Annotated in this window: 23 protein-coding genes and 1 pseudogene; 9 read left to right on the top strand and 15 right to left on the bottom strand. The window is 61.9% G+C overall.

Annotation, left to right across the window (positions count from 1 at the left end; all coding sequences use genetic code 11):
• Positions 1 to 247 precede the first annotated feature (247 nt).
• The 3 genes and pseudogenes from QMX97_RS09810 to QMX97_RS09800 form a co-directional block, all read right to left on the bottom strand.
• Positions 248 to 1072 (bottom strand): annotated as a pseudogene (locus QMX97_RS09810) (alpha/beta fold hydrolase); the annotation flags it as partial.
• Positions 1069 to 2463, bottom strand: a complete 1395-nt coding sequence (locus QMX97_RS09805) for an aminotransferase class III-fold pyridoxal phosphate-dependent enzyme (RefSeq protein ID WP_107338926.1) — start codon at positions 2461 to 2463, stop codon at positions 1069 to 1071. The gene QMX97_RS09805 and the pseudogene QMX97_RS09810, both read right to left, overlap by 4 nt.
• Positions 2456 to 3166 carry an MtnX-like HAD-IB family phosphatase gene (locus QMX97_RS09800; protein ID WP_065906809.1) on the bottom strand — a complete coding sequence of 237 codons (711 nt, stop codon included), beginning with the start codon at positions 3164 to 3166 and terminating at the stop codon, positions 2456 to 2458. Before QMX97_RS09800 ends, QMX97_RS09805 begins: the two co-directional genes overlap by 8 nt.
• 239 nt (positions 3167 to 3405) lie before the next feature.
• Here QMX97_RS09800 and QMX97_RS09795 point away from each other — a divergent pair, with 239 nt between their 5' ends.
• Positions 3406 to 4176, top strand: a complete 771-nt coding sequence (locus tag QMX97_RS09795) for a MipA/OmpV family protein (RefSeq protein ID WP_201143613.1) — start codon at positions 3406 to 3408, stop codon at positions 4174 to 4176.
• A gap of 107 nt (positions 4177 to 4283) precedes the next feature.
• On the opposite strand, the gene QMX97_RS09790 is transcribed toward QMX97_RS09795, so the two are convergent.
• Complete coding sequence (locus QMX97_RS09790) at positions 4284 to 4937, bottom strand: DsbA family oxidoreductase (RefSeq protein WP_065906813.1); 654 nt, start codon at positions 4935 to 4937, stop codon at positions 4284 to 4286.
• A 52-nt stretch (positions 4938 to 4989) separates the two neighbouring features.
• Entirely contained in the window at positions 4990 to 6009 is a 1020-nt protein-coding gene (locus tag QMX97_RS09785) for an alpha/beta hydrolase (protein WP_065906816.1), read from the bottom strand.
• A gap of 182 nt (positions 6010 to 6191) precedes the next feature.
• Here QMX97_RS09785 and metR point away from each other — a divergent pair, with 182 nt between their 5' ends.
• A complete protein-coding gene (metR, locus tag QMX97_RS09780; protein ID WP_065906818.1) occupies positions 6192 to 7109 on the top strand; it encodes a transcriptional regulator MetR in 918 nt (305 codons plus the stop codon).
• Positions 7110 to 7123: 14 nt separating this feature from the next.
• On the opposite strand, the gene QMX97_RS09775 is transcribed toward metR, so the two are convergent.
• On the bottom strand, positions 7124 to 7537 hold the full coding sequence (locus tag QMX97_RS09775) for an NUDIX domain-containing protein (protein WP_262132822.1): 414 nt from the start codon (positions 7535 to 7537) through the stop codon (positions 7124 to 7126).
• A 167-nt stretch (positions 7538 to 7704) separates the two neighbouring features.
• On the opposite strand from QMX97_RS09775, the gene QMX97_RS09770 reads away from it, so the two are divergent.
• Together QMX97_RS09770 and QMX97_RS09765 are read left to right on the top strand one after the other, a co-directional pair.
• Positions 7705 to 8304 (top strand): helix-turn-helix transcriptional regulator, encoded by a 600-nt coding sequence (locus QMX97_RS09770; RefSeq protein ID WP_282396800.1) that lies wholly within the window; start codon positions 7705 to 7707, stop codon positions 8302 to 8304.
• Between the two features lie 52 nt (positions 8305 to 8356).
• Positions 8357 to 8857, top strand: a complete 501-nt coding sequence (locus QMX97_RS09765; protein ID WP_120447730.1) for a RidA family protein — start codon at positions 8357 to 8359, stop codon at positions 8855 to 8857.
• On the opposite strand, the gene QMX97_RS09760 is transcribed toward QMX97_RS09765, so the two are convergent.
• From QMX97_RS09760 to QMX97_RS09735, 6 genes are all read right to left on the bottom strand, one after another.
• Positions 8852 to 10189: an HD domain-containing phosphohydrolase gene (locus QMX97_RS09760; RefSeq protein WP_120447729.1), complete on the bottom strand. Its 1338-nt coding sequence runs from the start codon at positions 10187 to 10189 to the stop codon at positions 8852 to 8854. The genes QMX97_RS09765 and QMX97_RS09760 overlap by 6 nt on opposite strands.
• A gap of 177 nt (positions 10190 to 10366) precedes the next feature.
• Entirely contained in the window at positions 10367 to 10672 is a 306-nt protein-coding gene (locus tag QMX97_RS09755) for a HigA family addiction module antitoxin (protein WP_120447728.1), read from the bottom strand.
• Positions 10673 to 10680: 8 nt separating this feature from the next.
• The gene (locus tag QMX97_RS09750) at positions 10681 to 10959 is read right to left on the bottom strand and encodes a type II toxin-antitoxin system RelE/ParE family toxin (RefSeq protein WP_120447727.1); all 279 of its coding nucleotides are present in this window, start codon (positions 10957 to 10959) and stop codon (positions 10681 to 10683) included.
• 164 nt (positions 10960 to 11123) lie between these two features.
• On the bottom strand, positions 11124 to 11396 hold the full coding sequence (locus tag QMX97_RS09745; RefSeq protein WP_025858669.1) for a type B 50S ribosomal protein L31: 273 nt from the start codon (positions 11394 to 11396) through the stop codon (positions 11124 to 11126).
• Positions 11397 to 11496: 100 nt separating this feature from the next.
• Positions 11497 to 12822, bottom strand: coding sequence for an APC family permease (locus QMX97_RS09740; RefSeq protein WP_065906826.1), 1326 nt, complete (start codon positions 12820 to 12822; stop codon positions 11497 to 11499).
• 252 nt (positions 12823 to 13074) lie between these two features.
• The gene (locus QMX97_RS09735) at positions 13075 to 13896 is read right to left on the bottom strand and encodes a carbon-nitrogen hydrolase family protein (RefSeq protein ID WP_282396799.1); all 822 of its coding nucleotides are present in this window, start codon (positions 13894 to 13896) and stop codon (positions 13075 to 13077) included.
• A gap of 93 nt (positions 13897 to 13989) precedes the next feature.
• Here QMX97_RS09735 and QMX97_RS09730 point away from each other — a divergent pair, with 93 nt between their 5' ends.
• Positions 13990 to 14754: a LuxR C-terminal-related transcriptional regulator gene (locus tag QMX97_RS09730; RefSeq protein ID WP_106805031.1), complete on the top strand. Its 765-nt coding sequence runs from the start codon at positions 13990 to 13992 to the stop codon at positions 14752 to 14754.
• On the opposite strand, the gene QMX97_RS09725 is transcribed toward QMX97_RS09730, so the two are convergent.
• Positions 14726 to 15307, bottom strand: a complete 582-nt coding sequence (locus tag QMX97_RS09725; RefSeq protein WP_120447725.1) for a hypothetical protein — start codon at positions 15305 to 15307, stop codon at positions 14726 to 14728. The genes QMX97_RS09730 and QMX97_RS09725 overlap by 29 nt on opposite strands.
• A gap of 177 nt (positions 15308 to 15484) precedes the next feature.
• Here QMX97_RS09725 and QMX97_RS09720 point away from each other — a divergent pair, with 177 nt between their 5' ends.
• The 4 genes from QMX97_RS09720 (at position 15485) to QMX97_RS09705 (ending at position 19037) form a co-directional block, all read left to right on the top strand.
• Positions 15485 to 17104 (top strand): FMN-binding glutamate synthase family protein, encoded by a 1620-nt coding sequence (locus QMX97_RS09720; RefSeq protein ID WP_065906834.1) that lies wholly within the window; start codon positions 15485 to 15487, stop codon positions 17102 to 17104.
• A 21-nt stretch (positions 17105 to 17125) separates the two neighbouring features.
• A complete protein-coding gene (locus tag QMX97_RS09715; protein WP_282396798.1) occupies positions 17126 to 17410 on the top strand; it encodes a putative quinol monooxygenase in 285 nt (94 codons plus the stop codon).
• Between the two features lie 62 nt (positions 17411 to 17472).
• Entirely contained in the window at positions 17473 to 17769 is a 297-nt protein-coding gene (locus tag QMX97_RS09710; protein WP_065906837.1) for a cupin domain-containing protein, read from the top strand.
• A gap of 143 nt (positions 17770 to 17912) precedes the next feature.
• On the top strand, positions 17913 to 19037 hold the full coding sequence (locus tag QMX97_RS09705; protein ID WP_282396797.1) for an OpgC domain-containing protein: 1125 nt from the start codon (positions 17913 to 17915) through the stop codon (positions 19035 to 19037).
• A 45-nt stretch (positions 19038 to 19082) separates the two neighbouring features.
• Here QMX97_RS09705 and QMX97_RS09700 read toward each other — a convergent pair whose 3' ends face one another.
• A complete protein-coding gene (locus QMX97_RS09700) occupies positions 19083 to 20495 on the bottom strand; it encodes an amino acid permease (RefSeq protein ID WP_282396796.1) in 1413 nt (470 codons plus the stop codon).
• A gap of 258 nt (positions 20496 to 20753) precedes the next feature.
• Entirely contained in the window at positions 20754 to 25325 is a 4572-nt protein-coding gene (locus QMX97_RS09695; RefSeq protein ID WP_282396795.1) for a hypothetical protein, read from the bottom strand.
• Positions 25326 to 25333 lie beyond the last annotated feature (8 nt).

Genomic DNA, 25333 nt, shown 5'->3' with positions numbered 1-25333 from the left:
AAGACTGGAAAACAGGTTGAGCATAAGCAGCAGGTTCAGCCTGGAAACTAGGTTGAGCATCAGCAGCAGGTTCAGCCTGGAAAATAGGTTCAGCATGAGCAGCAGGTTCAGCCTGGAAAACAGCTTCAGCATAAGCAGCAGGTTCAGCCTGCAAACCAGATCCAGCATGCGAAGCTGCCTCACCGTGTAAACCAGCTTCAGCCGCAGAAGCTCGTTGCCCCTGTGAAACCCGCTCACCACTGATGCGCGCATGCTGCTCGACAAACTCGGCACTCAACTCGATCACCCGGCGGTATTGCAGGTCGACGGTGATCATGTGATAGCAGTTGTCCAGCAGGATCTTGGTCACCGGCCCGCCGAGGTGGCGTTCCACGTAATCGGCGTTCCAGCGGCTGGTGATGTCGTCCTCGATGGAGTGCAGCACCAGCGCCGGTACCTTGACCTCGGGCATGCGTTTCTTGACCACGGCGTTCATCCGATGCAACTCGCGCACCGTGATGCCTTCCATGGTCAGCAGACCGGCTTCGCTGCTCTCCCCTTCCTTCATCTGGCGCTCGACGATCGCCCGCAGGCGTTCGTTCTTGATGCCATACGGCGGCTTCTCTTCGAAGCGGCAGATGTGCACGCCGAACGGAATCTTCATCAGCAATGGCGTCAAAAACGCCAGCTTGTGAATGCTCCAGCCGTCGTACTTCAAGGTGGTGGAATACATCAACAGCCCGGCGACTTGCCCAGGGTGCTCGGCAGCCACGTACATAGACATCACCGCGCCCATGGACAAGCCACCGACAAAGACTTGCGCGTGGCGTTGCTTGACCTGGACGAAGGTCTTGCGCACGCCTTCGTACCAGTCCAGCCAGCCGGTGGCCTGCAGGTCGCTGTTATCGCCGCAGTGCCCGGCCAGGGTGGGCACGTAGACCGTGCAGTTACCCGCCTTGGCCAGGCCCTTGGCGACCTGGCGCAATTCCGTCGGGGTGCCGGTCAGGCCGTGGATCAACAGGATCCCGACCGGACCTTCACCGAGAACGAAGCCGGCATCACCTTCACCGAGGTCGATCCCGAGGCTGTTCACCGTTTGGTCGCCCGCACCAGCAGTTGCTCGAGGAGCTTGAGGCCCAGGTCGATTTCCGGGTAGCTGATTTCCAGCGACGGCGCCAGGGTGATCACGTTTTTGTAGTATCCGCCCACGTCGAGGATCAGCCCGAGTTTCTGGCCATCAACGACCATGTCGCCCTTCATGCCTTCTTCGACCATGTAGTCCAGGGTCGCCTTGTCCGGGGTGAAGCCATCCGGGCCGCAGATTTCGCAGCGCAGGGCCAGGCCCAGGCCGTCGACGTCGCCGATGATCGGGAAACGTTTCTGCAGGTCCTGCAGGCCTTCCAGGAAGTATTTGCCCTTGGCCATGACCATCGCGCCGTAGTCGACTTCGTTGGTCATCTTGAACATTTCCAGGCCGACCGCCGTACCCAGTGGGTTGGAGGCGAAGGTGGAGTGGGTCGAACCTGGCGGGAAGATCTTCGGGTTGATCAACTCTTCACGGGCCCAGATGCCGCCCAGTGGGTTGAGGCCGTTGGTCAGCGCCTTGCCGAACACGATCACGTCCGGTTGCACGTCGAAGTGCTCGATCGACCACAGCTTGCCGGTACGGTAGAAGCCCATCTGGATTTCGTCGGACACCATCAGGATGCCGTGCTGGTCGAGCACCTGCTTGAGTTCGCGGTAGAAGTTCATCGGCGGGATCACGTAACCGCCGGTGCCCTGGATCGGCTCGACGTAGAACGCGGCGTATTCACTCTGGCCGACTTTCGGGTCCCACACGCCGTTGTATTCGGTCTCGAACAGACGGGCGAATTGCTGCACGCAGTGGCTGCCGTACTCTTCCTTGGTCATGCCTTTAGGGCCGCGGAAGTGGTACGGGAACGGGATGAACTGCGCACGCTCGCCGAAGTGGCCGTAGCGGCGACGGTAGCGGTAGCTGGAAGTGATCGACGACGCACCGAGGGTACGGCCGTGGTAACCGCCTTCGAAGGCGAACATCAGGCTCTTGCCGTTGGTGGCGTTGCGCACCACTTTCAGCGAGTCTTCGATCGACTGCGAACCGCCGACGTTGAAGTGCACGCGACCGTCGAGGCCGAATTTTTTCTTGGCATCGACCGCGATCATTTCCGACAGCTCGATCTTGCCTTTGTGCAGGTACTGGCTGGCGATTTGCGGCAGGGTATCGATCTGCTGCTTCAACGCGTTGTTCAGGCGCGGGTTGGCGTAGCCGAAGTTGACGGCCGAGTACCACATTTGCAGGTCGAGGTAGGCCTGGTCTTCGGTGTCCCACACGTAGGAGCCTTCGCAACGGCTGAAAATACGCGGCGGCTCGATGTAGTGAACGGTGTCACCGTAGGAGCAATACTTGGCTTCTTTATCCAGAAGGACCTGGTCTTCGGCGGTAGCGATACGGATATCAGACATGGTGGAAGAGTTCCTGATTTTCGGTAGACAGTTCGCCAGCAAAAGCGCTGGCGTTGGCGGCGATGCCCTGCGGCAGTTGCGCCAGCAATGCAGGCACTTCGGCGAAGGTGTCGAAGCGCGCGTGAGGAATGTTGTTGGCCACGCAGTAGTCGGCGAGGCTGCCTTTGGCGAACACGAAGTCGGCGGTGGAGGCCACGCACATGTCGGACTTGCCGTCGCCGATCACCAGCACGCGCTTGTTGCGCGGGGTGGACTTGCACTTGCAGTTGCCGGAAGCGGCACGGCAGGCATCGCTGGCGTACGGGAAGTCGATGCGCCAGCTGTTCTGGTCGACCTGGCGCAGGCGGTTGGCGAGGATCGGCAGCAAGGTCACGTAGTTGCGCGACAGGATGCGCGCGATGCCTTGTTCGATGCCGTCGCTGACCACTTCGATGGTCGCGCCCAGGCCCATGACGTGATCGACGAAGTCCGGGAAGTCCGGATCGATCTCGACACTGTCGAAGTACGCCAGCAGTTCAGTCGGGGTCGCCTTGATCAGTGCCAGTTGGCGGCTCAGGCATTCGCGGGAACCGATATGCCCATCCAGCCATTCCTGTTCGATGGTTTCCCACTCGGGGCCGGCGAAGCGTTGGAGGACGTTGTCGATGACATCGGTGGGGGTGATGGTCCCGTCGAAGTCACACACGATATGCCAGTGGATCATTGCCTTTCCTTGAGTTGGAGGGCTTGAAGAAGAGCGCTCTGTGCGCTTGCCACTGGAGTAGAGCAGGGAGCGTGCCAACTGGCGAAAACCCAGCGGGGCTGGGCTTTGCGTGGATTTGTCGGGAGATATGTGTCGCGCAAGCTACAATTTTTGTAGCTCGCTACAAACAAGATGAGTGCTTGCGCCAGGGACGCCCTTCGCGCGTGAATGCGCGTATGTCCAGATAAGGAAACCGCTGCATGTTCAAGGTGACTTCTGCTGTATTCGCCGGCCTCCTGGGGCTGTGGGGCTTTTCCAGCACGGCATTGGCCCAAGGCATTACCGGCGAGATGGGCGCGGGCGTCAGCTATCAACCCCACGACCCGACGGGCAGTCGCTACGAAACCCGGCCCATTCCCTACTTCGACCTGGACTGGGGCCCGGTCAGCCTGGGCACCGACGATGGCCTGACCTGGAGCGCGCTGGACACCCACGGCTTCACCGCCGGCCCGTACATCAATTACCTGCCGGGGCGTACCGCCAACGGCTCACTGCGCGGTCTGCGCAATGTCTCGGACATGGCCGAGGTGGGCGGTTTCATCCAATACGCGCCGGCCGACTTCTGGCGCGTGTACGCCCAGATGGGCCAGGCCGTCGGCGGCGGACGTGATCAAAGCGGCGTGCTGGGCAAGGTCGGCGGCGAACTCGGCTACCCGCTCGGCGGCGGGATCATTGGCAGCACCGGCTTGCTGGCGCACTTTGCCGACGCCCGCCAGACCCAGACCTTTTTCGGCGTCGACGACAAGGAATCCGCGGCCTCGGGCATTCGCGCCTACAACGCGAGTGCCGGCTTCCAGAACCTGACGCTGACCCAGAGTTTCGAATTCCCCCTGGCGGACAACTGGTCACTGCTGACCAGCGCCAGTTGGGTCCACCTGGTGGGTTCGGCGGCCAACAGCACCATCGTCAAGGACACCGGGGATGTAAACCAGGGCCAGGTGCAGACCGCGATCAGCTACAAGTTTGACTGAAGAACCCGCGCGCCCTGCAGGCGCTGGCTTGCCAGCGATGCCGGCACCTCGGCCTATCCGGCAGACCGCGCAGACCATCGCAGGCAAGCCAGCCCCCACCCACAGGCTTAGCCTTTCGCCTCGCGGATAATCTGGCGAATCGCGCCCACGAAGGCGTCGGCCGGCTGGCCACCGCTGACCGCATACTGATCGTTGAACACGATGGTCGGCACCGAGGTCACGCCCCGGGATATCCACAACTGCTCTTGCTCGCGGACATCGGCGGCGTATTCGTCGGAGGCGAGAATCTCGGCCGCCCGCTTGATATCCAGCCCGACGCTTTCAGCAATGATTGCCAGCGTGGCGTGATCGGAAGGGTCCTGCTGATCGGTGAAATATGCCTTGAACAGCGCCTCCTTGAGGTTGTACTGCAAGCCTTCCAGCCCGGCCCAGTGCAACAGGCGGTGCGCATCGAACGTGTTGTAGATACGGCTCTGGCCATCGGTACGAAAGGCAAAGCCCAACGCCGCGCCCAAGTCGCGGATGCGCGCACGGTTGGCCTGGGATTCTTCGGCAGTGGAGCCGTACTTTTCAGTGATGTGCTCGACGATGTTCTGACCGATGGCCGGCATGTTCGGGTTCAGTTCGAACGGCTGGAAATGAATCTCGGCCTGCACCTCGGCGCCAAGCTGGTCGAGGGCTTCGGTCAGGCCACGCAGGCCGATGATGCACCAGGGGCAGGACACGTCGCTGACGAAATCGATTTTCAGGGGAGTACTCATGGTAGGCAACCTCGCTGGCAATGCGCCGCAAAAATTGCACGATACACCAATGTCACAACACCTTCGAAGGCTCGCCCAGGTCAATCTGCGCCCAATGGGCGGCATCTTCGCGATGGGCTTGCAGGTACGGCAGCACTGCCGCCAGCAGCGGCGCCTTGAAGGCTTCCTGGAACCGATGGGCCAGGCCTGGAATCAGTTTCAGCTGGCTGCCCTGGATATGCGCCGCCAAATGCACGCCGTGCATCACCGGCAATAACGGGTCGGCCGTGCCGTGGACCACCAGGGTGGGCACGCGCAACTGGTTGAGCAACGGTACCCGGCTTGGCTCGGCGAGGATCGCCATGATCTGGCGCTTCACGCCGTCGGGGTTGAAGGCGCGGTCGTAGGACAGCGCCGCCTGCTGCAGCAGCACCTGGCGATCATCTTTCACCGACGGGCTGCCCAGGGCTGCCAACAAATCCGCCTGCTGCTCCAGCGCGACTTCACGGTTCGGTGCGCTGCGCCGCGACAGCAATTGCACCAACGCCGCACTCGGCGCCGGCAGGCCTTCGGCGCCGGAACTGGTCATGATCAGCGTGAGGCTTTCGACCCGCTGCGGCGCCATGGCCGCCAGGTGCTGGGCGATCATGCCGCCCATGCTCGCGCCCAGCACATGGAATTGGCGGACCTGCAACGCGTCCATCAGGCCCAGGGCGTCGTCGGCCATGTCAGTCAGCGTGTAGGGCGCCGCCACCGGCAGGCCGAGCTTGTAGCGCAGCACTTCGAAGGTCAGGTTGGCGCTGGCAGGTGCCTGTCGCCAGGTGGACAGGCCGACATCCCGGTTGTCGTAGCGGATCACCCGAAAGCCCTGTTCGCACAACGCCACCACCACTTCATCCGGCCAGTGGATCAACTGCCCGCCCAGGCCCATGACCAGCAGCAACGCGGGATCGGACGCCCGCCCGATGCTCTGGTAGGCGATGCTGACCGTTTCCAGGTCGACCGTTTGGGTCGGGACATTGACATCACATCGAGACGCCGCAAAAGACGGCAGGCCGAACATGAAAGCGGCCAATAAAAGCAACACGCGCATGGAAAACACCGAAACACAGAACCCCAGTAGAACGCGAGTCTGATGAAGTTTGTTCGAGCGCGCTGCCACAGTTGCGTGACAGTTTGATGAAGAGTGCCCAGTGGTCATGGTCGACACGGCCTGTAACATGAGACAAACTCACGCCATTCCAATTCTTCACAAATTGTCTTCATGGAGAGCCCGTGCTCGAAATCCGCCACCTCAAGACCCTGCACGCCCTGCGCGAAGCCGACAGCCTGGTAGAAGCCGCCGAGCGCCTGCACCTGACGCAGTCGGCGCTGTCCCACCAGTTCAAGGAGTTGGAGGAACGCCTGGGCATGCCGTTGTTCGTGCGCAAGACCAAGCCGCTGCGCTTCACCAGCGCCGGTCTGCGTCTGCTGCAACTGGCCGATGCGACCCTGCCGCTGCTGCGCGGCGCCGAGCGTGACATCGCACGATTGGCCGGCGGTACCGCCGGGCGTTTGCACATGGCGATCGAGTGCCACAGCTGCTTCCAGTGGCTGATGCCGACCATCGACCAGTTCCGCGATGCCTGGCCGGAAGTCGAGCTGGACCTGGCCTCGGGCTTCGCGTTTGCGCCGCTGCCAGCCCTGGCCCGTGGCGACCTGGACCTGGTGGTGACGTCCGATCCACTGGAATTGCCGGGCATCACCTACGTGCCGTTGTTCACCTACGAAGCCATGCTCGCGGTGGCCAATCAACACCCACTGGCGCACAAGTCCTACATCGTGCCCGAAGACCTGCTGACCGAAACCCTGATCACCTACCCGGTGGAGCGCGACCGCCTGGACATTTTCACGCGCTTCCTCGAGCCGGCCGATGTGGAGCCGGCCCAGGTGCGCACCTCGGAGCTGACGGTGATGATGATGCAACTGGTCGCCAGCGGCCGCGGCGTGTGCGGCATGCCCCATTGGGCGCTGCATGAATACAGCTCACGGGGTTACGTGAAGGCCAAGCGCCTGGGCGAGAAAGGCCTGTTTGCCACGCTGTATGCGGGCATCCGCGCGGACATGCTGGACGCGCCGTATATGCGCGACTTCCTGCTGACGGCCAAGGACACCTCGTTTTCCACCCTGGATGGCGTCAGCGCGGTGCGCTGACGCGCAAGGGGCGATCAGGCCGGGGTGGTCAGCGACGCGCGATAGAACGGCAGGATCAGATCACGGGTCAACGGCGCCAATAGCAAGCCACCATCGCCGGCGGGGTCGATCCAGCGCACCTCTTCAATCTCGGCGGCGGGGGTGACCGGGACGTCGATCTGCACCTGGAACAGCTCGGCTTCCACGGTGAAACCCGGCTCGTTGACAGCAGGTGCCGAAAACTGGCCGAGGTAGGTCGCAGCGCCGGGCTCGATACGCAGGTTCAGCTCCTCAAACAGCTCACGCGCCAGCGCCTCGGCAGGTTGCTCGCCGGCGTCGATCTTGCCGCCAGGTTGCATGAACGCCTGGGTGCCGCGCTTGCGCACCAGCAGGGTCTGGCCGTCACTGCCAATCAAAAGGGCGGCGGCGATGCGGATGGTCGAGGTCATGGATAAGTCGTCCTTGGAAAGCAAAAGGCGCAAGGATCACATGCCGGCCAGCGCTTCAGCAAACGCCGCAGCCTCTGAACAAATAATTCAATTAACATGAACGCTGCATTCAAGCCCATTGACAAACTATTGAACATTTTGTTCAACTGAATGGAACAAAGCAATCAATGACCACTGTATTGCCACCCCACGCCGACATGGCCGTGCTGGGCCAGAAAATCCGCGATTTTCGCAAAATGCGTCAACTGACCGTGCGCCGCCTGGCCGAAGAGGCAGGCACCAGCGCGAGCATGATCAGCCAGATCGAGAACGGCAAAGCCGCTCCAGGTTTCGCCAACCTTGTGCGAATCGCCAATGCACTGGGTGTTTCACTGGGCGACTTGGTCAGCGACGCCCAAATCAGCTCGACTTCGCGCGTGGTTCGCCAGGCCGAACGGCCCTATGTGAAGTGGGGAGTGCGGTCGCGCAAGTATTTGATTACGCCGAGGCCGTTCAAGCACGTTGAAGCCTACGAACTGGACATGGCCCCAGGCGACCGGACAGGCCAGTTGACCTACGGCGACACCTCGGTACTGGTGATTGTCACTGCCGGGCACGGCAGCATTCAGGTCAACGAGGATATTTTTGAAATGCAGGAAGGCGACAGCCTGGCGTTCAGCACTGCCGAACCCCATGAGTTCGCCAACCTGGCAGACAGCCCCTTTCGCGCGATTTTCGTGCTGACGCCCCCGGCCACTGCGCTTAAAGGCGAACGCCACGAAGGCTGAACCCCAAGGGTTCTGGCACCTCCGCGCCCAGTCACTAAACCGGAGTACGGAAATGCCCATCACCCTCTTCAGAAGACATCTGATCAAAGGCCTGCTCGCGACGGCGGCCCTGCCCCTATTGGCCTACACCGCCAGCCGCAGCGCCGTGGCGAGCACGCTGAAAAACTCGATACTCAACCCCTGGCGCTGGCAGGACGCACATGGTTTTGTGCAGGGCCGGGTGATCAGCGCCAACGCCCGCCTGATCCTCTGCGCCGGGCAAACCTCAGTCGATGCCGACGGTAACCCGCTGCACAAAGACGATATGGCCGCGCAGATCCTCCAGGCGCTGGACAACCTGGAGACGGTACTTGCCGAAGGTGGTGCTCAATTGGGGCAGGTCGTGCGGGTGACGTACTACGTGAAAGACATGGCGCAGTTTTTTGAAGCCATGCCGGTGCTGACGCAACGCCTGGGTGAAAAAGGCTGCCACCCGACCTCGACCCTGATCGGCGTCGCCGCGCTGTTTCACCCCGATATTCTGTTCGAGATCGAGGCCACAGCCGCCTTATGACAACACCTCGAGGTGCTTGATAAACACGCTGTAGCGCGCACCCTCCATGGTTTCGAACGCGATCAACTTATCCACCAGCGGCAGGTTCAGCACCTTGCCGGCATTGAGCAGCAGCATGCCGTTGTCGGCATTCAGATTGCGCGCCAGCACCATGCCCTCCTCCAGCTCGCGAGTGCCGAGCACTTTGACGTTGGGGTCGCCCAAGGTGACGTCATTCAAGTAGGTTGCGCAGACCTGCACAAAGTCTTCGACCAACAGCGGGTCATACAGCCGCCCGGCGTATTTGCGGATGTACAGCAGCGCTTCATCGCTGTTCATCTGCCGCTCGAGGATCAGGCCCTTTTGCAGCTCGATAAAATCCACTGCCAACTTCAACAGCCGCGACCCGGCGGGAATCGCTTCGCCCTTGAGGTGATCGGGAAAGCCACTGCCGTCCCAGCGCTCCTGATGATGGCGGATCAGGCGCGCGGCATCTTTCATCGGCTCCAGGGTCATCAGCAGTGATTCGCTCTGGGCCGGGTAGGCGCGATACCGTTCGCGGTCGCTGCTGTGCAGCAAGTCCGAGGGCGAGGCCATCATGCTGTCGCTCCAGCTCAACTTGCCGATGTTGTAGAGCGCGGCGGCCATGGTCAGGTCGCGATTGCTGGCGCAGTCTTCGCCATGGGCCACGCACCAGGTGCGTACCAGTTCGATGATCTGCCGGTTGGTCTGCTTCGCGCGCGGCAGGCGCAGGTTGGCCAGCAGCGAGAACACCTCGGCGCCGGTGGCATAGCTGTGCTTGAGTTCTTCGTAGGCCAGGTCAAGCATGTCGGCGGTTTGCTGCAGCTCGCTGGTGCGCGAGGCCACGCGTTTTTCCAGGGTCGTGTTGAGCTGCTTGAGTGCGTCGTTCTGCTGCTGGATCAGTTGCTCCAGCCGCGCACGCTCGCGCTCCGAATGCTGATGCGCCAGGGATTGGCGCAGCGCCAGCAACAACTCTTCATCCTTCCAGGGTTTGCTCAGGTAGCGGTAGATCTCGCCTTCGTTGATGGCCTTGATGATCAGGGTCAGGTCGGTCTCGCTGGTCAGCAGGATGCGCACCGTATGGGGATAGTGCTGGTGGATATGCGCCAGCAATGACGCGCCGTCCATGTCGGGCAGGCGCGCAGCGCTCATCACCAGGTCGACGGGTTGGCTGGCGAGGATGGCCAGGGCATCGGCCGCGCAAGTGGCGCTGTGCAGTTCGAAGGGCTCCAGCCGCAGCAGGTGCGTCAGGCTGTGCAGCACCTGCGGATGGGCATCGATCAGCAGCACGACGGCGCGTTCGGTATCGGTGAAAGCCACTGACTCTCCCATGGCACACCTCGGATCGTCGGTTGGGTTTCCTTGTTGTTGTGGTTCACGGCCTCCTTGGCGATTACTGAGGAGTTTAGTTGGTTTTTTGAAAGCTGATGGCCCTTCGATATCACGCATTTCCATCAGGCATTAAAAACCCGGTTTTTTCACCGGGTTCGGATAAAGGCAGATCCAGCACTACGCACAATGCGCAACCTTCTCGACCTCTTTGGCTATCTGGTCGCCCTTGGCGATTTCCGCTGTGCGCAGATCATAGGCCGTCTGCAGGTTCAGCCAGAACTGCGCGGACGTTTCCAACGCAGCTGCCAGGCGTAATGCAACATCGGCACTGATGCTGCGACGCATCAACACAATGTCATTCACCGTCGGCGCAGAAACGTGCAGCGCCCTTGCAAGGGCGGCGGCCGTCAGGCCCAGCGGCTCCAAGTACTCCTCCTTGAGAATTTCTCCAGGGTGCACAGGTCGCATGCCGTTCTTAAACATGATTCACCTCAGTGGTAATCCACAATTTCAACGTTTTCCGGACCGTTAGGGCCCCAAACGAAACAGACCCGGAATTGACCATTGATTCGGATACTGTGTTGCCCCTCTCGGTCGCCATACAAGGGTTCCAGCCTGTTCCCAGGTGGGGAACGCAAGTCAGCAAGTTCTACCGCTGCATCGAGCATGCTCAGCTTTCGTTCCACCACCGACAGGATGGCGGACCAGCGCCTGGATCGACCGGTCTCAAAAACGGTCCTGGTGTCAGCGCATTTAAAGCTTCTTATCATCGGTTAACGCTTAACGTTATTCGTTAAAGCCCAACTCTACATTGGTTTTCGAGATATTCAACGCAAGGCTGGAAAAGCACTGGAATACGGCGACGAGTGGTCAGTAGCGCAAAAAAAAGCCGCTCCATTCTCTGGAGCGGCCTTCGAGGTGAAACGCGGATCCCTCACGCCTCGGTTTTTTTCGGGCTGGAGCCAAACGAAGCGAAACGCTTGTTGAACCCGGCAATACGGCCTTCGGCCTGGGTCTTGCGCTGTTGGCCGGTGTAGATCGGGTGCGAGGCGCTGGACACGTCCAGCGGGATGTAAGGGTAGGTGTTGCCGTCGCTGTGTTTATGCGTGCGGTCGCTGTCGGCGGTGGAGCCGATCAGGAAGAACACATCGGCGGCGGTGTCATGGAACAACACGGTACGGTAGTCGGGATGGATACCAGCTTTCATAAGGCCTCCGGGGCGTCTGGGTGCATTTGATGTGTTATACAGTAACACAAATCATGCACCCAAACGAGAACCGATTGCAATAAGAATAGGCCGTACGCTTCTATGCGGCCTCCTGGAAGTCCATTTCCGGCGGCTGTCGGGAGAAGCCGCGCGTGAGGAAACCCAGGTAAACCAGGCCGATCGCCAACCACACCAGGCCCAGGTAGATCGCCAGATGGTCGAGGCTGATCATCAGCCACAGGTCCGCCAGCAAGCCAATGGTCGGGAACACCAGGAACAGGATCAACTCACGAACGCCACGCTGCTGGGCGCCGATCCAGTAGTGAAAGATCACCGACAGGTTCACCAGGCTGAACGCCAGGAACGCGCCGAAGTTGATGAACGATGTGGAGGTGGTCACGTCCAGCTTCAACGCCAGCAGCGCCACCGCTGCACACAGCAGGATACTGTTGACCGGCGTGCCGAACCGCGCATGCAAGGTGCCAAAGAACGACTTGGGCAATACGCCGTCGCGGCCCATCGCAAACAGCAGGCGCGAGCCACTGGCCTGGGCCGACAGCCCCGAGGCGAACTGGCCGACGATCAGGCCGATCAGGAAGATCGACACGAACAGGTCGCCGCCGATGTTGCGCGCGATTTCATACGCCGCCGAATCGACATTGGCGAATTCGAAGGACGGATGGGCGATCTGCACAAAATAGGACACCGCCACGAAAATCAGCCCGCCGATCAGCGTGATCAACATGATCGCCCGCGGGATGGTGCGGCGAGGGTCGCGGGTTTCTTCGGTGAGGGTGCTGACCGCGTCAAAACCCAGGAACGAATAGCAGGCGATGGCGGCGCCGCTCATGATCAGCGGCATCTGCATCTGGCCGTTGAAGAACGGGGCGACGGTCCACAAGGGCTTGCTCGCATCACCGCCGATGTAGTGGATGCACAGCGCGACAAACGCGATCAGCACCAGAAACTGCACCAGCATCAGCAACGCGTTGATGCCATTCGCCAGCTTGAGGCCAATGATGTTGATGACGCTGGTGATGCCGATAAACGCCAGCACCCAGACCCATTGCGGCACCGCAGGGAACGCCGAGTTGAGGTACGCCGCGCCGATCAGCCAGATGGCCATGGGCAGGAACAGGTAATCGAGCAACACCGCCCAGCCGGCGATAAAGCCCAGCTTGGGGCTGATCGCCTTGCGCACGTAGCTGTAGGCGGAACCGGCCACCGGGAACGCCGAGGCCATGCGCCCGTAGCTCATGGCGGTAAAGAACATTGCCACCAGCGCTGCCAGGTAGGCGGCAGGGACCATGCCGGCGGTGGATTGCGCGAGGATGCCGAAGGTGCCGAGCACAATGATCGGCGTCATATAGGCGATGCCAAACAGCACCACCGACCCTAACGACAGGGTGCGTTGCAAACGAGCCATGAGCGATTCTCCGCTGATTTATTAGATTTATGGCAGAACTGAAGTCGGTGAAGCGGACGTCTTTTTTCTTATGGTCAAACCGATTTACAAGGCCAGGCCGATTGATAGGCCCAGCCGTTTTATTGTGGCGAGCGGGCTTGCCCCGCGTTGGGCTGCGCAGCAGCCCCCATTGCGCTCAGCGCATTTTTCCAGACAACCCGCGGTGGCAGGTTTTGGGGCCGCAGGGCAAGCCCGCTCGCCACAGGAGCTCCATCAGTTTCCAGGGATCAGCAGCTCGCGCGTGCCGTCAGGGTGCTCAATCACCTCACCGGGCAATTTCAAGCGCTGGTCATCCAGGTAGCGGTAGTCCTTGCGCGCCGCCGCCAACTGGTCGAGGTCCAGCTCGACGGTAAATTGCCCGGCCTCGCGCCCGGCTTCGAACAGCAAGGTGCCGAACGGGTCCACCAGGGCGCTGCCGCCGGCGAACAGCAGGCCGCCATCGCCCTCTTCCACGCGGTTGACCATCAGCGCAAACGCCTGGTTTTCCTGGGCCCTGGCCATGATCGCGGTGCGGTGCGTGGGGCCGTACGGGTCCATGTTGCCGTTTGTGACGATCAGCAATTCAGCACCCAGCTGCGCATTGGCGCGGGCGCTTTCCGGGAACTCGATGTCGTAGCAGATCAGCAGGCCCACGCGCACGCCGTTCCACACGCAAGTGGCGTAGCGATCACCCGGGGTGAACACGCCACGGTCCGAGGCCCACAGGTGGGTCTTGCGATAACGCAGCGCGATACCTTCGGGGGTGATCAGCAAGGTGGTGTTATAGAATTGGCCGCCGTCGCTCTCGGCCATGCCGATCACCACCGCGATATTGCGCGCCTGGGCGGCCTGGATAATCGCCTGCACAGTAGGGCCATCCACCGGCTCGGCGATGGCGGCGACAGTCTCGGCTGTCGGGAAGCCCATGAGGTGGGTTTCCGGGAATACGATCAGTTGCGTGTCGCTTGCACTTGCAGCAATCGCCGCCAACGCGCGCTCAAGGTTGTAAGCTGTGCCGTTATCGCGGCCTGCCAACTGGGCAAATTCGACCTTCATGGGACATCCTGTGGTTTTATCTGTGGCGCAGTATGCGCAGCCGCACACGCCGGGGAAATCACGCCGCCGGGGTAACCCTATGGGGGTAGACGAATGACCGTTTCGCTGCAAGACATCGCCTGGCACCGTTCAGTCGGGCAAATGATAGACGCCCTCGACCAGGCCAACTTCTGGACCCAACTGGTGCGCCTGCTCGACCAGTACGTGCCGTTCGACAGTTGGGTGGTGTTGCTGTTCAGCAGCGAACACCGCCCGCTGGTGTTCGCCGAATGCCCGGGCGCCGACGGCACCCCGGACCATTTGTTCCAGGATTATCTCAACGGCCTCTACCTGCTCGACCCTTTCTATATCGCCAGCCGCGAACACTCGCACACCGGCCTGCTACGCCTGGCTGAAGTGGCGCCGGAGCATTTCGAACTCACCGAGTACTACCAGCGTTACTTCCGCCTCAATGTGGTGGCCGATGAAATTCAGTTCAATTGCCACCTGCCGGACGGGCGCACCCTGTGCCTCTCCCTGGGCTCGAAGCAGCGTTTCGACCCGCAGCAGATTGCCCTGCTGTCGCTGATCCAGCCCTGGGTGCTGAGCCTGCTGCGCCAGCGCCTGCCCTTTGAACTCAACCAGGTCAGCACGCCCCAGCCGCCGATCCAGAATGACGACTGGGGCGCCCAACTCACCGCCCGCGAGCTGGACGTGGGCCGCCTGATGCTCAGCGGCTGCTCCAGCAAGGAGATCGCGCGCAAGCTGGAAATCTCGGTGGAAACCGTGAAAGTCCATAAGAAGCACATGTACAGCAAGCTGGGGATCAAATCCCAGTCGGAGCTGTTCTCTATTTTCCTGCAAGCGCAGCGGAACTAGCCGCGACGCTCCTCACGGAGTGGGACAGCGCCAGCGTCGACTTGACCGAGTCGGGCGTGGATTCGTTATGGGCCACCGCTTGCGAGTAGCCATCGGCAACCGCCATCCAATCGCCCCTCGCAGCCCCCAGAGCCGCCGTGGCCAGGCCCGTCTGCAGGGTTTTATCAACACCGTTTATCATCCCAGCCAACGCGCCGCTCAAGCTGCCGTCGGACTTTTCCACCCCATGGAGCATGTTGCTCAAGCCGGGAATAAACCAGGTGTTGCGAGCAACGTCGCCCGCCGCCTTTTGTAGCCCAGTGCGCTCGGCGCCTCCCGGCATTTGCGCTGATGCGGCCCGTGGATGGTGGCCCGATGAAGACGAGAATTGCTGGTCGAGCCTGGACCTGACCAAGGGGTTGTCATTGCGCAAGCCAGACGGAAATTGGCGATGGGTCGGTGTGATGAACGGCTCACGCCCGGAAGCCACTTGAGGCGCAGCAGGACGCGCCTCCGGCGCCTGGGTCAGGCGTGTCAGGAGATCCACCGCAGTCAGGGCAGTATTGATATTCATGGTCGGCTCACTTTGGAGAGGTTGAGGAACGTGTGTTTAAGTGGCTCGGGGCAACCGATGAGTTCCGCGCGCCAACCCCTCTGAAATGGGCCTCTGCGCGCTCAAACCTTGTCCGCGGTTTCGCAACAGGCGCAGAATGGGTGATCGACCTTCAGAGTTGAACCAAGGAAAAACCGTATGAGCCTGTCCTTGTTAAGCCGTTATGCGTTCTTTGCTGCCTGTGTCATTTTCACCCTCGCCAGCCTCCCTTTTATCGAACATGAATGGCTGTGGCCCATCACCCTGGTCACCGGTGTACTGAGCCTGATCGGTCTGTTCGACCTGCTGCAAAGCCCCCACGCGGTACGCCGCAACTACCCGATCCTGGGCAATATCCGTTACCTGGTGGAAGCCATCCGCCCGGAAATCCGTCAGTACCTGCTCGAGTCCGACAGCGACGCCCTGCCCTTCTCGCGGGCCCAACGTTCGCTGGTGTATTCGCGCGCCAAGAACGAAACCGCCGACAAACCCTTCGGCACGCTGATCGACGTGTATCAGTCGGGCTTCGAATTCATCGGCCACTCCATGCGCCCCGCGCCGCTGAGCGACCCCAGCGCATTTCGCGTGATGGTTGGCGGCCCGCAGTGCACGCAGCCGTACTCGGCCTCGGTGTTCAATATCTCGGCGATGAGCTTTGGCTCGTTGAGCGCCAACGCCATCCGCGCGCTGAACCAGGGCGCCAAGCTCGGCAACTTTGCCCACGACACCGGCGAAGGCAGCATCAGCCCTTATCACCGCGAAAACGGCGGCGACCTGACCTGGGAACTGGGCAGCGGCTACTTCGGCTGCCGCACCAGCGACGGGCGCTTCGACCCCGAGCGCTTCGCCGTGCAGGCACAGAACCCGCAAGTGCGCATGATCGAAATCAAGATGAGCCAGGGTGCCAAGCCGGGCCACGGCGGGATTCTGCCCAAGCACAAAGTCACCCAGGAAATCGCCGATACCCGCGGCATCCTGATGGGCGAAGACTGCATCTCGCCGTCACGTCACAGTGCCTTCTCCACCCCGGTCGAAATGATGCAGTTCATCGCGCAGTTGCGTGAACTGTCCGGCGGCAAACCGGTGGGCTTCAAATTCTGCCTGGGTCACCCGTGGGAGTTCATGGGCATCGCCAAGGCCATGCTCGAAACCGGCATCCTCCCGGACTTTATCGTGGTCGACGGCAAGGAAGGCGGCACCGGTGCCGCGCCGGTAGAGTTCACCGACCATATCGGCGTGCCGCTGCGTGAAGGCCTGCTGTTCGTGCACAACACCCTGGTGGGCCTGAACCTGCGTGACAAGATCAAGCTCGGCGCCAGCGGCAAGATCGTCAGCGCCTTCGATATCGCCAGCGTCCTGGCCATCGGTGCCGACTGGGCCAACTCGGCGCGTGGCTTCATGTTTGCCATAGGTTGCATCCAGTCGCAAAGCTGCCACACCAACAAATGCCCCACCGGCGTCGCGACCCAGGACCCGCTGCGCCAGCGCGCCCTGGTGGTACCGGACAAGGCCCAGCGCGTGTTCAACTTCCATCGCAACACGCTTAAAGCCTTGGCTGAAATGCTCGCGGCAGCCGGCCTGGATCATCCGTCGCAGCTCTCGGCCAAACACCTGGTGCGGCGCATGTCGGCCACCGAAATCAAGCTGTTCTCGCAGTTGCACGTGTTCCTCAAGCCTGGCGAATTGCTCACCGGCGAAGTCAACGGCGAGTTCTACTCGCGCATGTGGCAGATGGCGCGGGCCGATAGTTTTGAGCCGAATGAAATCGCGGCTGCCTGATGTTTTTAACGGAACGATACGATGCTGAAAGTGATTGCCGAAGACTTCATCAAACCTGAACACCTCGACACCGTGCGCCCCTGGTATGCAGAACTGGTGGAAAAAACCCGCCAGGAACCCCTGTGTATTGCCTACGATCTGTTCGTCGACCAGAAAGACCCCGGGCACTTTATCTTTATCGAGCAATGGCCCGACCAGGCCGCTCTCGATGCGCACTGCCAGACGGAACACTTCACCCGTCTGGTGCCGCAGATCAACCAATACGAAGCCAAACCCTGCCGGGTTTTGCTGATGGACACGTTCTAAACCATCCACTTTCCTGCTGAACCGGACCACCGAACGGCATCGTTGAAACAAGGAGCTTCACCATGCCGTTACTCGACTTCACCGCCCTTGCCGCCCAACTGCCGGACACCTGGAAATCCACGCGCGTGGGCCAGGTCGGCCCGGCGCGGATCAAGGTGTTGCGCATGGATGCACAGGCTTATGAAGAAGAAAGCCACGACTACAACGAAGGGCTGTTGGTGATCGACGGCCTTTTGCGCCTGTCTATTGGCGAGGAGGCCATCGACGTCGGCGCCGGTCAGATGTACCTGGTTGAAGCCGGCATCGCCCACGCGGTACTCGCCGGCAGTCAAGGCACGCTGGTGATCATCGACGTTTAAACAAAGCGATGAGACATTCAGCAAAAAACTCAGCTTTGCAATTGCTTACAAATACCGCCAACCTGCGCCCGCCCGACGTACGGCTCGACTGAAGCCGTCGTCCACTTGTCATTACTAAACCCCTTGTTCAAGAGCCCGCTGCCATGTTGAAAGGACGCGACCCGCGCATCGATTTTTTTCGGGGCCTGGCGTTGATCTTTATTTTCTGGGATCACGTGCCCCACAACCCTCTGGGCCAGATCACCTTGCGCAACTTCGGTTTCAGCGACGCGGCGGAAGTCTTCGTGTTCCTGGCCGGTTATGCGGCCGTGCTGGCCTACGGCAAGATCCTGCAGCGCGATGGTTATCTGATCGCCTGCGTGAAGATCTGGCGGCGCACCTGGGTGCTGTACGTGGTGCACATCTTCTTGCTGGCGATGCTGATGGGCATCGTGTTCTTCGCCAACAGCCATGTGGAAACCCGCGACCTCGTTGAAGAGATGGGCTTGACGCACTTCGTCACTCATCCCCAGCAAGCCCTGGTGGATGAACTGCTGCTGCGCTTCAAACCCAACCTGATGGACCCGTTGCCGCTGTACATCGTGCTGCTGGGTTGCCTGCCGCTGGTGTTGCCGCTGCTGTTGCGCAAGACCTGGGCAGTGGTAGCTGTTTCGTTGACGGTGTACCTGCTGGCGCCGCATCTGGGCTGGAACCTGGCAGCGATTGCCGACGGCGTGTGGTATTTCAATCCGGTGACCTGGCAGTTGCTGTTTGTGCTGGGCGGCGCGGCGGCGATTCATGCCGGGCAACCCCGCCCTGTCAAGACTCGGCGCCTGTTGCGTCAGCCGTTGTTCGTCGCTGCGGCGGTGTATGCGCTGTTGGCGGGGGTTCTCACGCTCTCGTGGCGCTGGCCGGAAATCCACGACGCGCTGATGCCGTCGGCGCTCAGTGACCTGCTGTACCCCATCAGCAAGACCGACCTGTCGCCGGTGCGTCTGCTGCACTTTCTGGCCCTGGCCTATGTCACCGCCAAGCTGCTACCCGGCCACGCCTGGACGCAAAACTGGCTGGCGCAGCAAACCTGCCGCATGGGCCGCTACTCCTTGGAGGTGTTCTGCCTGGGGGTGCTGCTGGCACCGCTGGCGGACATGATCAATGCGATCACCGGCGATGCCTTCGCCATGCAAATCTTCACCGCATTGGTAGGCGCCGGGCTGATGGCGCTGCTGGGGGCCTGGCTGGATTTGAACAAACGGCTCACCCAACCGGCGCCTCCCGCCACCGCCTGAAAAACAAAAAGCCCCGAAAGGGGCTTTTTGTTGAGCGCAGGAAACTCAGCTCGCGGTGCGTGCCGCCGCTTGAGTCGGCTGCAACTTGAACACGTAGAACAACACCGTCAGCAGCACCAGGAATACCGGCCCTACATACAGCGCCACGCGGGTGTCCGGGAAGTACGCCATCAGGCCTACCACCAGCACCAGGAACGCCAGCGCGAGATAGGAACTGACCGGGTACAGCCACATGCGGTACTTGAGGGCTTTCTGTTCGGCCGGGCTCAGGCTTTTGCGGAACTTGAGCTGGGCCAACAGGATCATCAGCCAGGTCCAGATCGCCCCGAAGGTGGCAATCGACGTCACCCAGACGAAGACTTTTTCCGGCACCAGGTAATTGAGCAACACGCCGAGCAACAAGGCAAAGATCGACAACAGCAGCGCCTTGCGCGGCACCCCATTGCTCGAGGTCTTGGCGAAGGTGGCCGGCGCCTGGCCGTTCTGCGCCAGGCTGTAGAGCATGCGCCCGGTGCTGAAGATGCCGCCGTTGCACGACGACAGCGCCGCGGTGATCACCACGAAGTTGATGATGCCGGCGGCGGTCTTGATACCCAGGCGCTCGAAGGTCATCACGAACGGGCTGCCCTGGGTGCCGATTTCATTCCACGGGTAGATCGACAGGATCACGAACAACGCACCGACGTAGAACAGCAGAATACGCCAGAACACCGAGCCGATGGCGCTGGGGATGGTCTTCTGCGGGTTCTTCGCTTCACCGGCGGTGAGGCCGATCATCTCTACGCCCAGGTAGGCAAACATCACCATTTGCAGCGACATCAGCACGCCCTGGATGCCATTGGGCATGAAGCCGCCGTGGGCCCACAGGTTGGAAATCCCCAGTGCCACGCCGTCGTTGCCAAAACCGAACGCGATGATGCCGACGCCACCGATCACCATCGCAATGATGGTGACGATCTTGATCAGCGCGAACCAGAATTCGAACTCACCGAAGGCTTTCACCGCGATCAGGTTGATGGTGCCCATGCTGATCAGGGCCGCCAGGGCCCAGATCCAGCGTGGCGTATCGGGGAACCACACGCCCATGTACACCGCCACGGCAGTGATCTCGGCCACACAGGTCACCAGCCACAGGAACCAGTAGTTCCAGCCGGTCAGGAAGCCCGCCAACGGCCCGAGGTAATCCTGGGCATAGCGGCTGAAGGAGCCGGCCACCGGGTTGTGCACGGCCATTTCGCCGAGGGCGCGCATGATCACCAGGATGGCCAGGCCACCGATGATGTAGGACAGCATGATGGCCGGTCCGGCCATTTCGATGGCCTTGGCCGAGCCCAGGAACAGGCCGACACCGATACAGGCGCCGAGGGCCATCAGGCGGATATGCCGCTCGCCCAGTTCGCGTTTGAGCGGGCCGCCCGAAGCGGTCTCGCCATGGGGCAGGTGGTTGCCGACTGGCATAGGGATACAACCTCGTCTTGTTATTGGATATGAGCCTCTGAGTCCGGTACGTCACGACGGGTCTGCCATGGCGTACCGTTTCCGCTTGGCCTTTTGGGTCAATCGGTCTGGCCGGGCCAGATCAGGGGGGTGCAGTATAAAAAGCTCAACCCAGTGATTTTCACTCTATAAACGGCAATATTCAGAGGGAATTCCCGTATAAATCCTATTGCGCGGTTGGAGTATCGCACAGCAATGGTGCGCCATTTCAAGCCCGGCCTATCCACCAGGCGTCCACAGCGGTGCGTCGAAGAACAACTTGCGTGCCATCCGCCGGTTGATTTCGCCGCGATGGATATCCAGGCTTAGGCTGACACGCCCGCCCTGCCCGGCCTGAATACTGGCAAATGCCTGCGCCTGGGCCTGTGCCTGAGTCTGCTTGCCCATTCGATGCTGCGCAGATGTCTTGAGGTGCGCGGCATTGAAGTGATCGTCCGGGCTGGTCTGGCGCTCATAGTGAAAGTGCGCGTAACAAAAGGCCTCGCGCGTATGCACATCGATCACCACATAGGTTTGCAGCCAATCATTGGAGCTGCCGGCCACCGCGACTCGCCCGCCTTGCCGGAATATGCTCGCCTCATGATGACTGACCAGCACATCCACGCCGGACTGGGTGGGCAGGCGTGCCTTGATGGTACTCAGTCGAGCGCGCAACCCCTGCTCGGATAAACGGCTGGCGGCGGCTCGCAGGGCATCGACCTCGGTCCTGGCGCGCGCCCGTTGGGTGGCGGCTAGGCGCGCTGGCTCGCTGTACTGCAGGTGCCGATGAAGGGTCTCGGCACACTGGCGCAACTTATCGGCACGCTGCTCCAGGATATCCTGCAGCGACTGCGGCTCGTTGGCCGTGCGCGCCATCCTCAAGACCTCGCCGATGGCTTTTTCCACCTCAGCCCGCAATGCCTGGCCCTGCTCAATCAGGCTATTGAGACCGGACATTGAACCTGCACGCGTGGCAGCCGGTTTCTTGACCGGCTCCCAGACCCCATCGGCGGCATGGGTAAACGAGGCGATTACGGTGTTCTGTGCATCCACCACCTCTGCCACCTCCGCCGGCTCTTCGCCAGTCGTTATCTTTAGCTGAGCCACATACAACTCCTGATTGCGCGTGCGGATGATGTTTTTGCGCGGCGCACGAGGTGTCAGCTGTGTGCGTGGCGCAGGGGTCGCAGGCGCCAGGGCGGTGGACAACTCGCGGTCTGCCTCTGCGTGCAACTGGCTGAACAGCTGCTGCAACTTGTCCAGGTAAACCAGGTGGAATTTATCCGGCGCCATCGCGCGCCAGAACTCGATGCGGTCATCGGTCTGGGCATAAACACGGTTGAAGCTCTCCAGCAACTCGATGCGCAGTTCAGTGCTATGGGGCGCCAACTCCTCCAGCTGCGCCTGGGATCCACTGGCCCAGCGTGCGCGCTGAATGGTGTCGTCCAAGCCTTGAAAAAAATCCTCATCCAGCCTCGGCCCTTCGGTATTGAGCGCCACCGCCCACAACGCCGTCACCTGCAGCGACTGCAATTCCAACACCGACGGACTTGTCGGCAAGCCCAGCTGCAAGGCCCGGGCCTTGTCCTGTCCGAACTTGGGAACACGCTCCAATTCCTTCAGGAAGGCAAACTCCTGGGTGCGCCAGCGGATCGCGTTCTCGTTGCTGTCCGCCAATTGCCGCAACCCGTCGATCAGGGTCTGATGCGCCTGCAGATTGATGTCCAATGCGGCCTCTTCCTCACTCAGCGACTGCACGCGGTCCAGCAGCGGCTCCAGGCGAGTATTGATCGCGAGGGTCGTTGAGCGCGCCTCTACCAGCAACTGCTGCAGGCCGAGGATCACGCCTTCAAGCGACGTCGACAGTTCACGTTCATAACCGGCGCGGGGCTTGAGTGCCTGCAGGTCCTTGAGGCACTGCAGCTCCAGCAGCGAAGCGTCGAGTTTGTTCTGCAGCTCTTGGGTGTAGCGGCTGGCCGCCGTGGCCCGTTGCTGTGCGGTGACGCTGGCGGCGTCGCTGGTCTTGAGGGTGTAAGCCACCACCATGGCGCGGTTCGCGGTCTCGCGGCGCACGCCGTACTGGCGGTACTCCTGCTCCAGCTGCTGGCGGCGCGATTCGCTGTCCACGCCAACGCGCGGATAATCGGGCTGCCCCCCCAGCAGGCGCAGGCGCAGGTCCACCTCCCAGCCGCCAGTGTCGAGCAACTTGAGCCAAGGCCCGTTCTCGCGGCCATCGGCACTGATGACTCGCACACTGTTGTCGGTGACCCTGGCCCGGTACACATGACCCCGCACCAGCACCTGCCATTGCGGCGGTTGCGCGGCGGCATTGAACAACACCCCGTCGAGGCGCCCGCCCACCTGCGCGCCGGGCAATCGCGCCGGCCAGGGCCGGGCGAAGGCCTTGAGGCTCAGCCGCTCGAGCCGCGCCTGCATCGCCGGTGCAAGGGTGTCACGGGCATTGCTCCAGCCACCGGCGGCGCGCAACGGCACCTCCAGCGGACCACGAACCAACGTGGTCGGCGCCGGCCGCGGCGTCGGCTCGAACGCCGGATGCTGCAGGTCAAGGCTGGCAGGCACCTCGTGAGGTGACGCCCGATGCGCGAGGATCAGCACCAGGTTGGTCAGCAGGTCCATCACTCCCTTGGCCTGGGCGGCAGGGTCAGTCGTACTGATGGCCGGCACATCCTGGTGAACACTGTCCATCACCTGCAGCATCCATCCCACCAGCGCCACCGGCCCCCGGAGAAACGGCAACAGGCTATTGAAGAGCAACCAGCCGCCTTCCTTGAACGTCATCCAGCGCTGCTCGGCGTTGGAGACTGATTCGCGCTCTGCCAGGCTGACCAGCGCCTGCACCGTGGAGGCGAACACCCCAGGCAACGGGTCCGCGTCCAGCAGTTGTTTGCTCAGGCGCACCGGCGCAGGACGATCGGGCACAGTGAACTCATCACCCGCCAGGAAATGCTGCACATGGGGTTCCTGGAATCCGCCGTTGGCGTACACCGCCTGACGCCTCGGCGGCAGCCACGCCAGCACCGTGTCCTGCAACGGGCCTGGCGCACCGATCGCATCGAACAGCGCCTGGGCGGATGCAAACTCACGCAGGCTGGGGCTGAACAATGGCTGGTAGAGCAGGTGCGGCCCATCTTCCGAATGCCGTGGACCAATGACATACAGATTGAGCACCGTGTCCGGCGCTGAGGTCGGCGAGGCCTTGAATGCCAACGGCCATAACGCCGCCTCCGGCTGCTGCAGCAGCGCGGCCTGCACCAGGCGATAACCGGCGTCGGTCAGGCCGTTCTCGCCCTGGAGCTTCATCTGCAACGCCAGCAGCGGCAGTTGCGCACGCAGCTGTCGGGTGAACAACGTTTCACGGCGCAGGCGTTCGGCCGGATCGTCCACCAGCTTTTGGCGCAGCAGCGCCGGGTACGCCTGGCCGATATCCACCTCGGTGACACAGCCCGTGAGCAGGGTGGCCGTCATCCAGTCGGGCGCGGCGACGCCCTTGAGTTTGATCGCCGACGGCAAGTGGGGGAACCCGCCGAGGTTCTCCAGCGCCAGGTCCGTGAGCGTCAAGGTCAGCGGGTGCACCTCGCCCGTGGCAAAGCCGCCCGGAGTCATGGCCGCGGTCACGATGTGGTAAGTCAGCTCGATGTCGTCCGGCTCGATGCCATGGGCGCGGCGCTCCTTGCGCAGGCAGCCCTTGAGGGCCTCGGCAGCAAAGGTGCGGATCGGCGCAATGCCGTCCAGGAAACCCTGCCCGCCCGCCACTACCATCGCCTGCAACGCGCCGGCGTAGGCCAGGCTGTCGGCCGCCGAGGCATGGATCAGCCACAGCGGCAACTGGTCCTGCACGCGCAGTTGAAACGGGGTCAGCACCGACTCGAACCAGCGCGAAGGGTCGGTGATGTAATCGAGCATGGCCTGGAACTGTGCGGGCGTGCGCGGCACCGTGCGGTCGATCGCCAAGGTGTCCGCACGCTGGCGCTCGGCATAGCTGGCGGCCAGCGCATCGAAGGGGTCGCCCCAGGGGGCCTGCACAAACCACTCAAGGGCCTGGCCGGCCAGGCGGGCGTTCAGGTAGTCGGGGATCCGCGTGTCGATATCGTCCACACGCTCGAGCAGGTGAAGCCCGGTCGCAGGGCTGAACAGCCACGTGCCGAGGATCAACAGCGGCAGCATTTGCGCCGGCTGCGCAGTGCCTCGGGGCCGCACGTACACGGTGTGCACCGGCAAGGTTGCGTCGTGCAGGCTCCACTGGTGATCGGGACGACTGGCACGCATCGCCGCGCGTGGGAACGCGTCGCTGAATTGCTGCGCATTCATGCCCGGTGGTTTCGGGCTGTCATAGAGCAACGCCAGGCAATCATCCGACAAATAAGCCCAGCGCGTGGTGTTCACCGGCACCGTGCCCCGCCACCAGTCCTGCAGCTGTTCAAGCCAGGCGTCGAGCAGGCTGGGGCCGAGCTGGTTGATCACTTGCTCGATGTCCGCCAGTGGCGGGCCCCCGCGCACATGGATCTCGCGTTGGTGCAGGAACACTTGGTGATAATCCTCGACATAGCGCAGCGGCTCGGCGCCGGCCAGGCACACCAGCACCTCATCGGCCAGCGGGCTGTAATGATATTGATCGTCTTGCACCGGGGTACCGATGCTCACCCCTTCGGCGCGCAGATTGAGGCTGGGGAAACGTTGATTCAGCGTGGCTTGCAGTTGCTTGAGGGCGACCTCCCGCAGTGTCGGGGGCTGGGAAAACAGACTGATGATCTGCTCGATATGGGGACGACGCGGCGAATGTGTTGCAGACATGGCAGTGG

The organism is Pseudomonas sp. PS01298 (genome assembly GCF_029959745.1).
Taxonomy (GTDB): Bacteria; Pseudomonadota; Gammaproteobacteria; order Pseudomonadales; family Pseudomonadaceae; genus Aquipseudomonas; species Aquipseudomonas aylmerensis.
The sequence above is the reverse complement of the archived record's forward strand: the minus strand, read 5'-3'. Positions and strand labels throughout refer to the sequence as shown.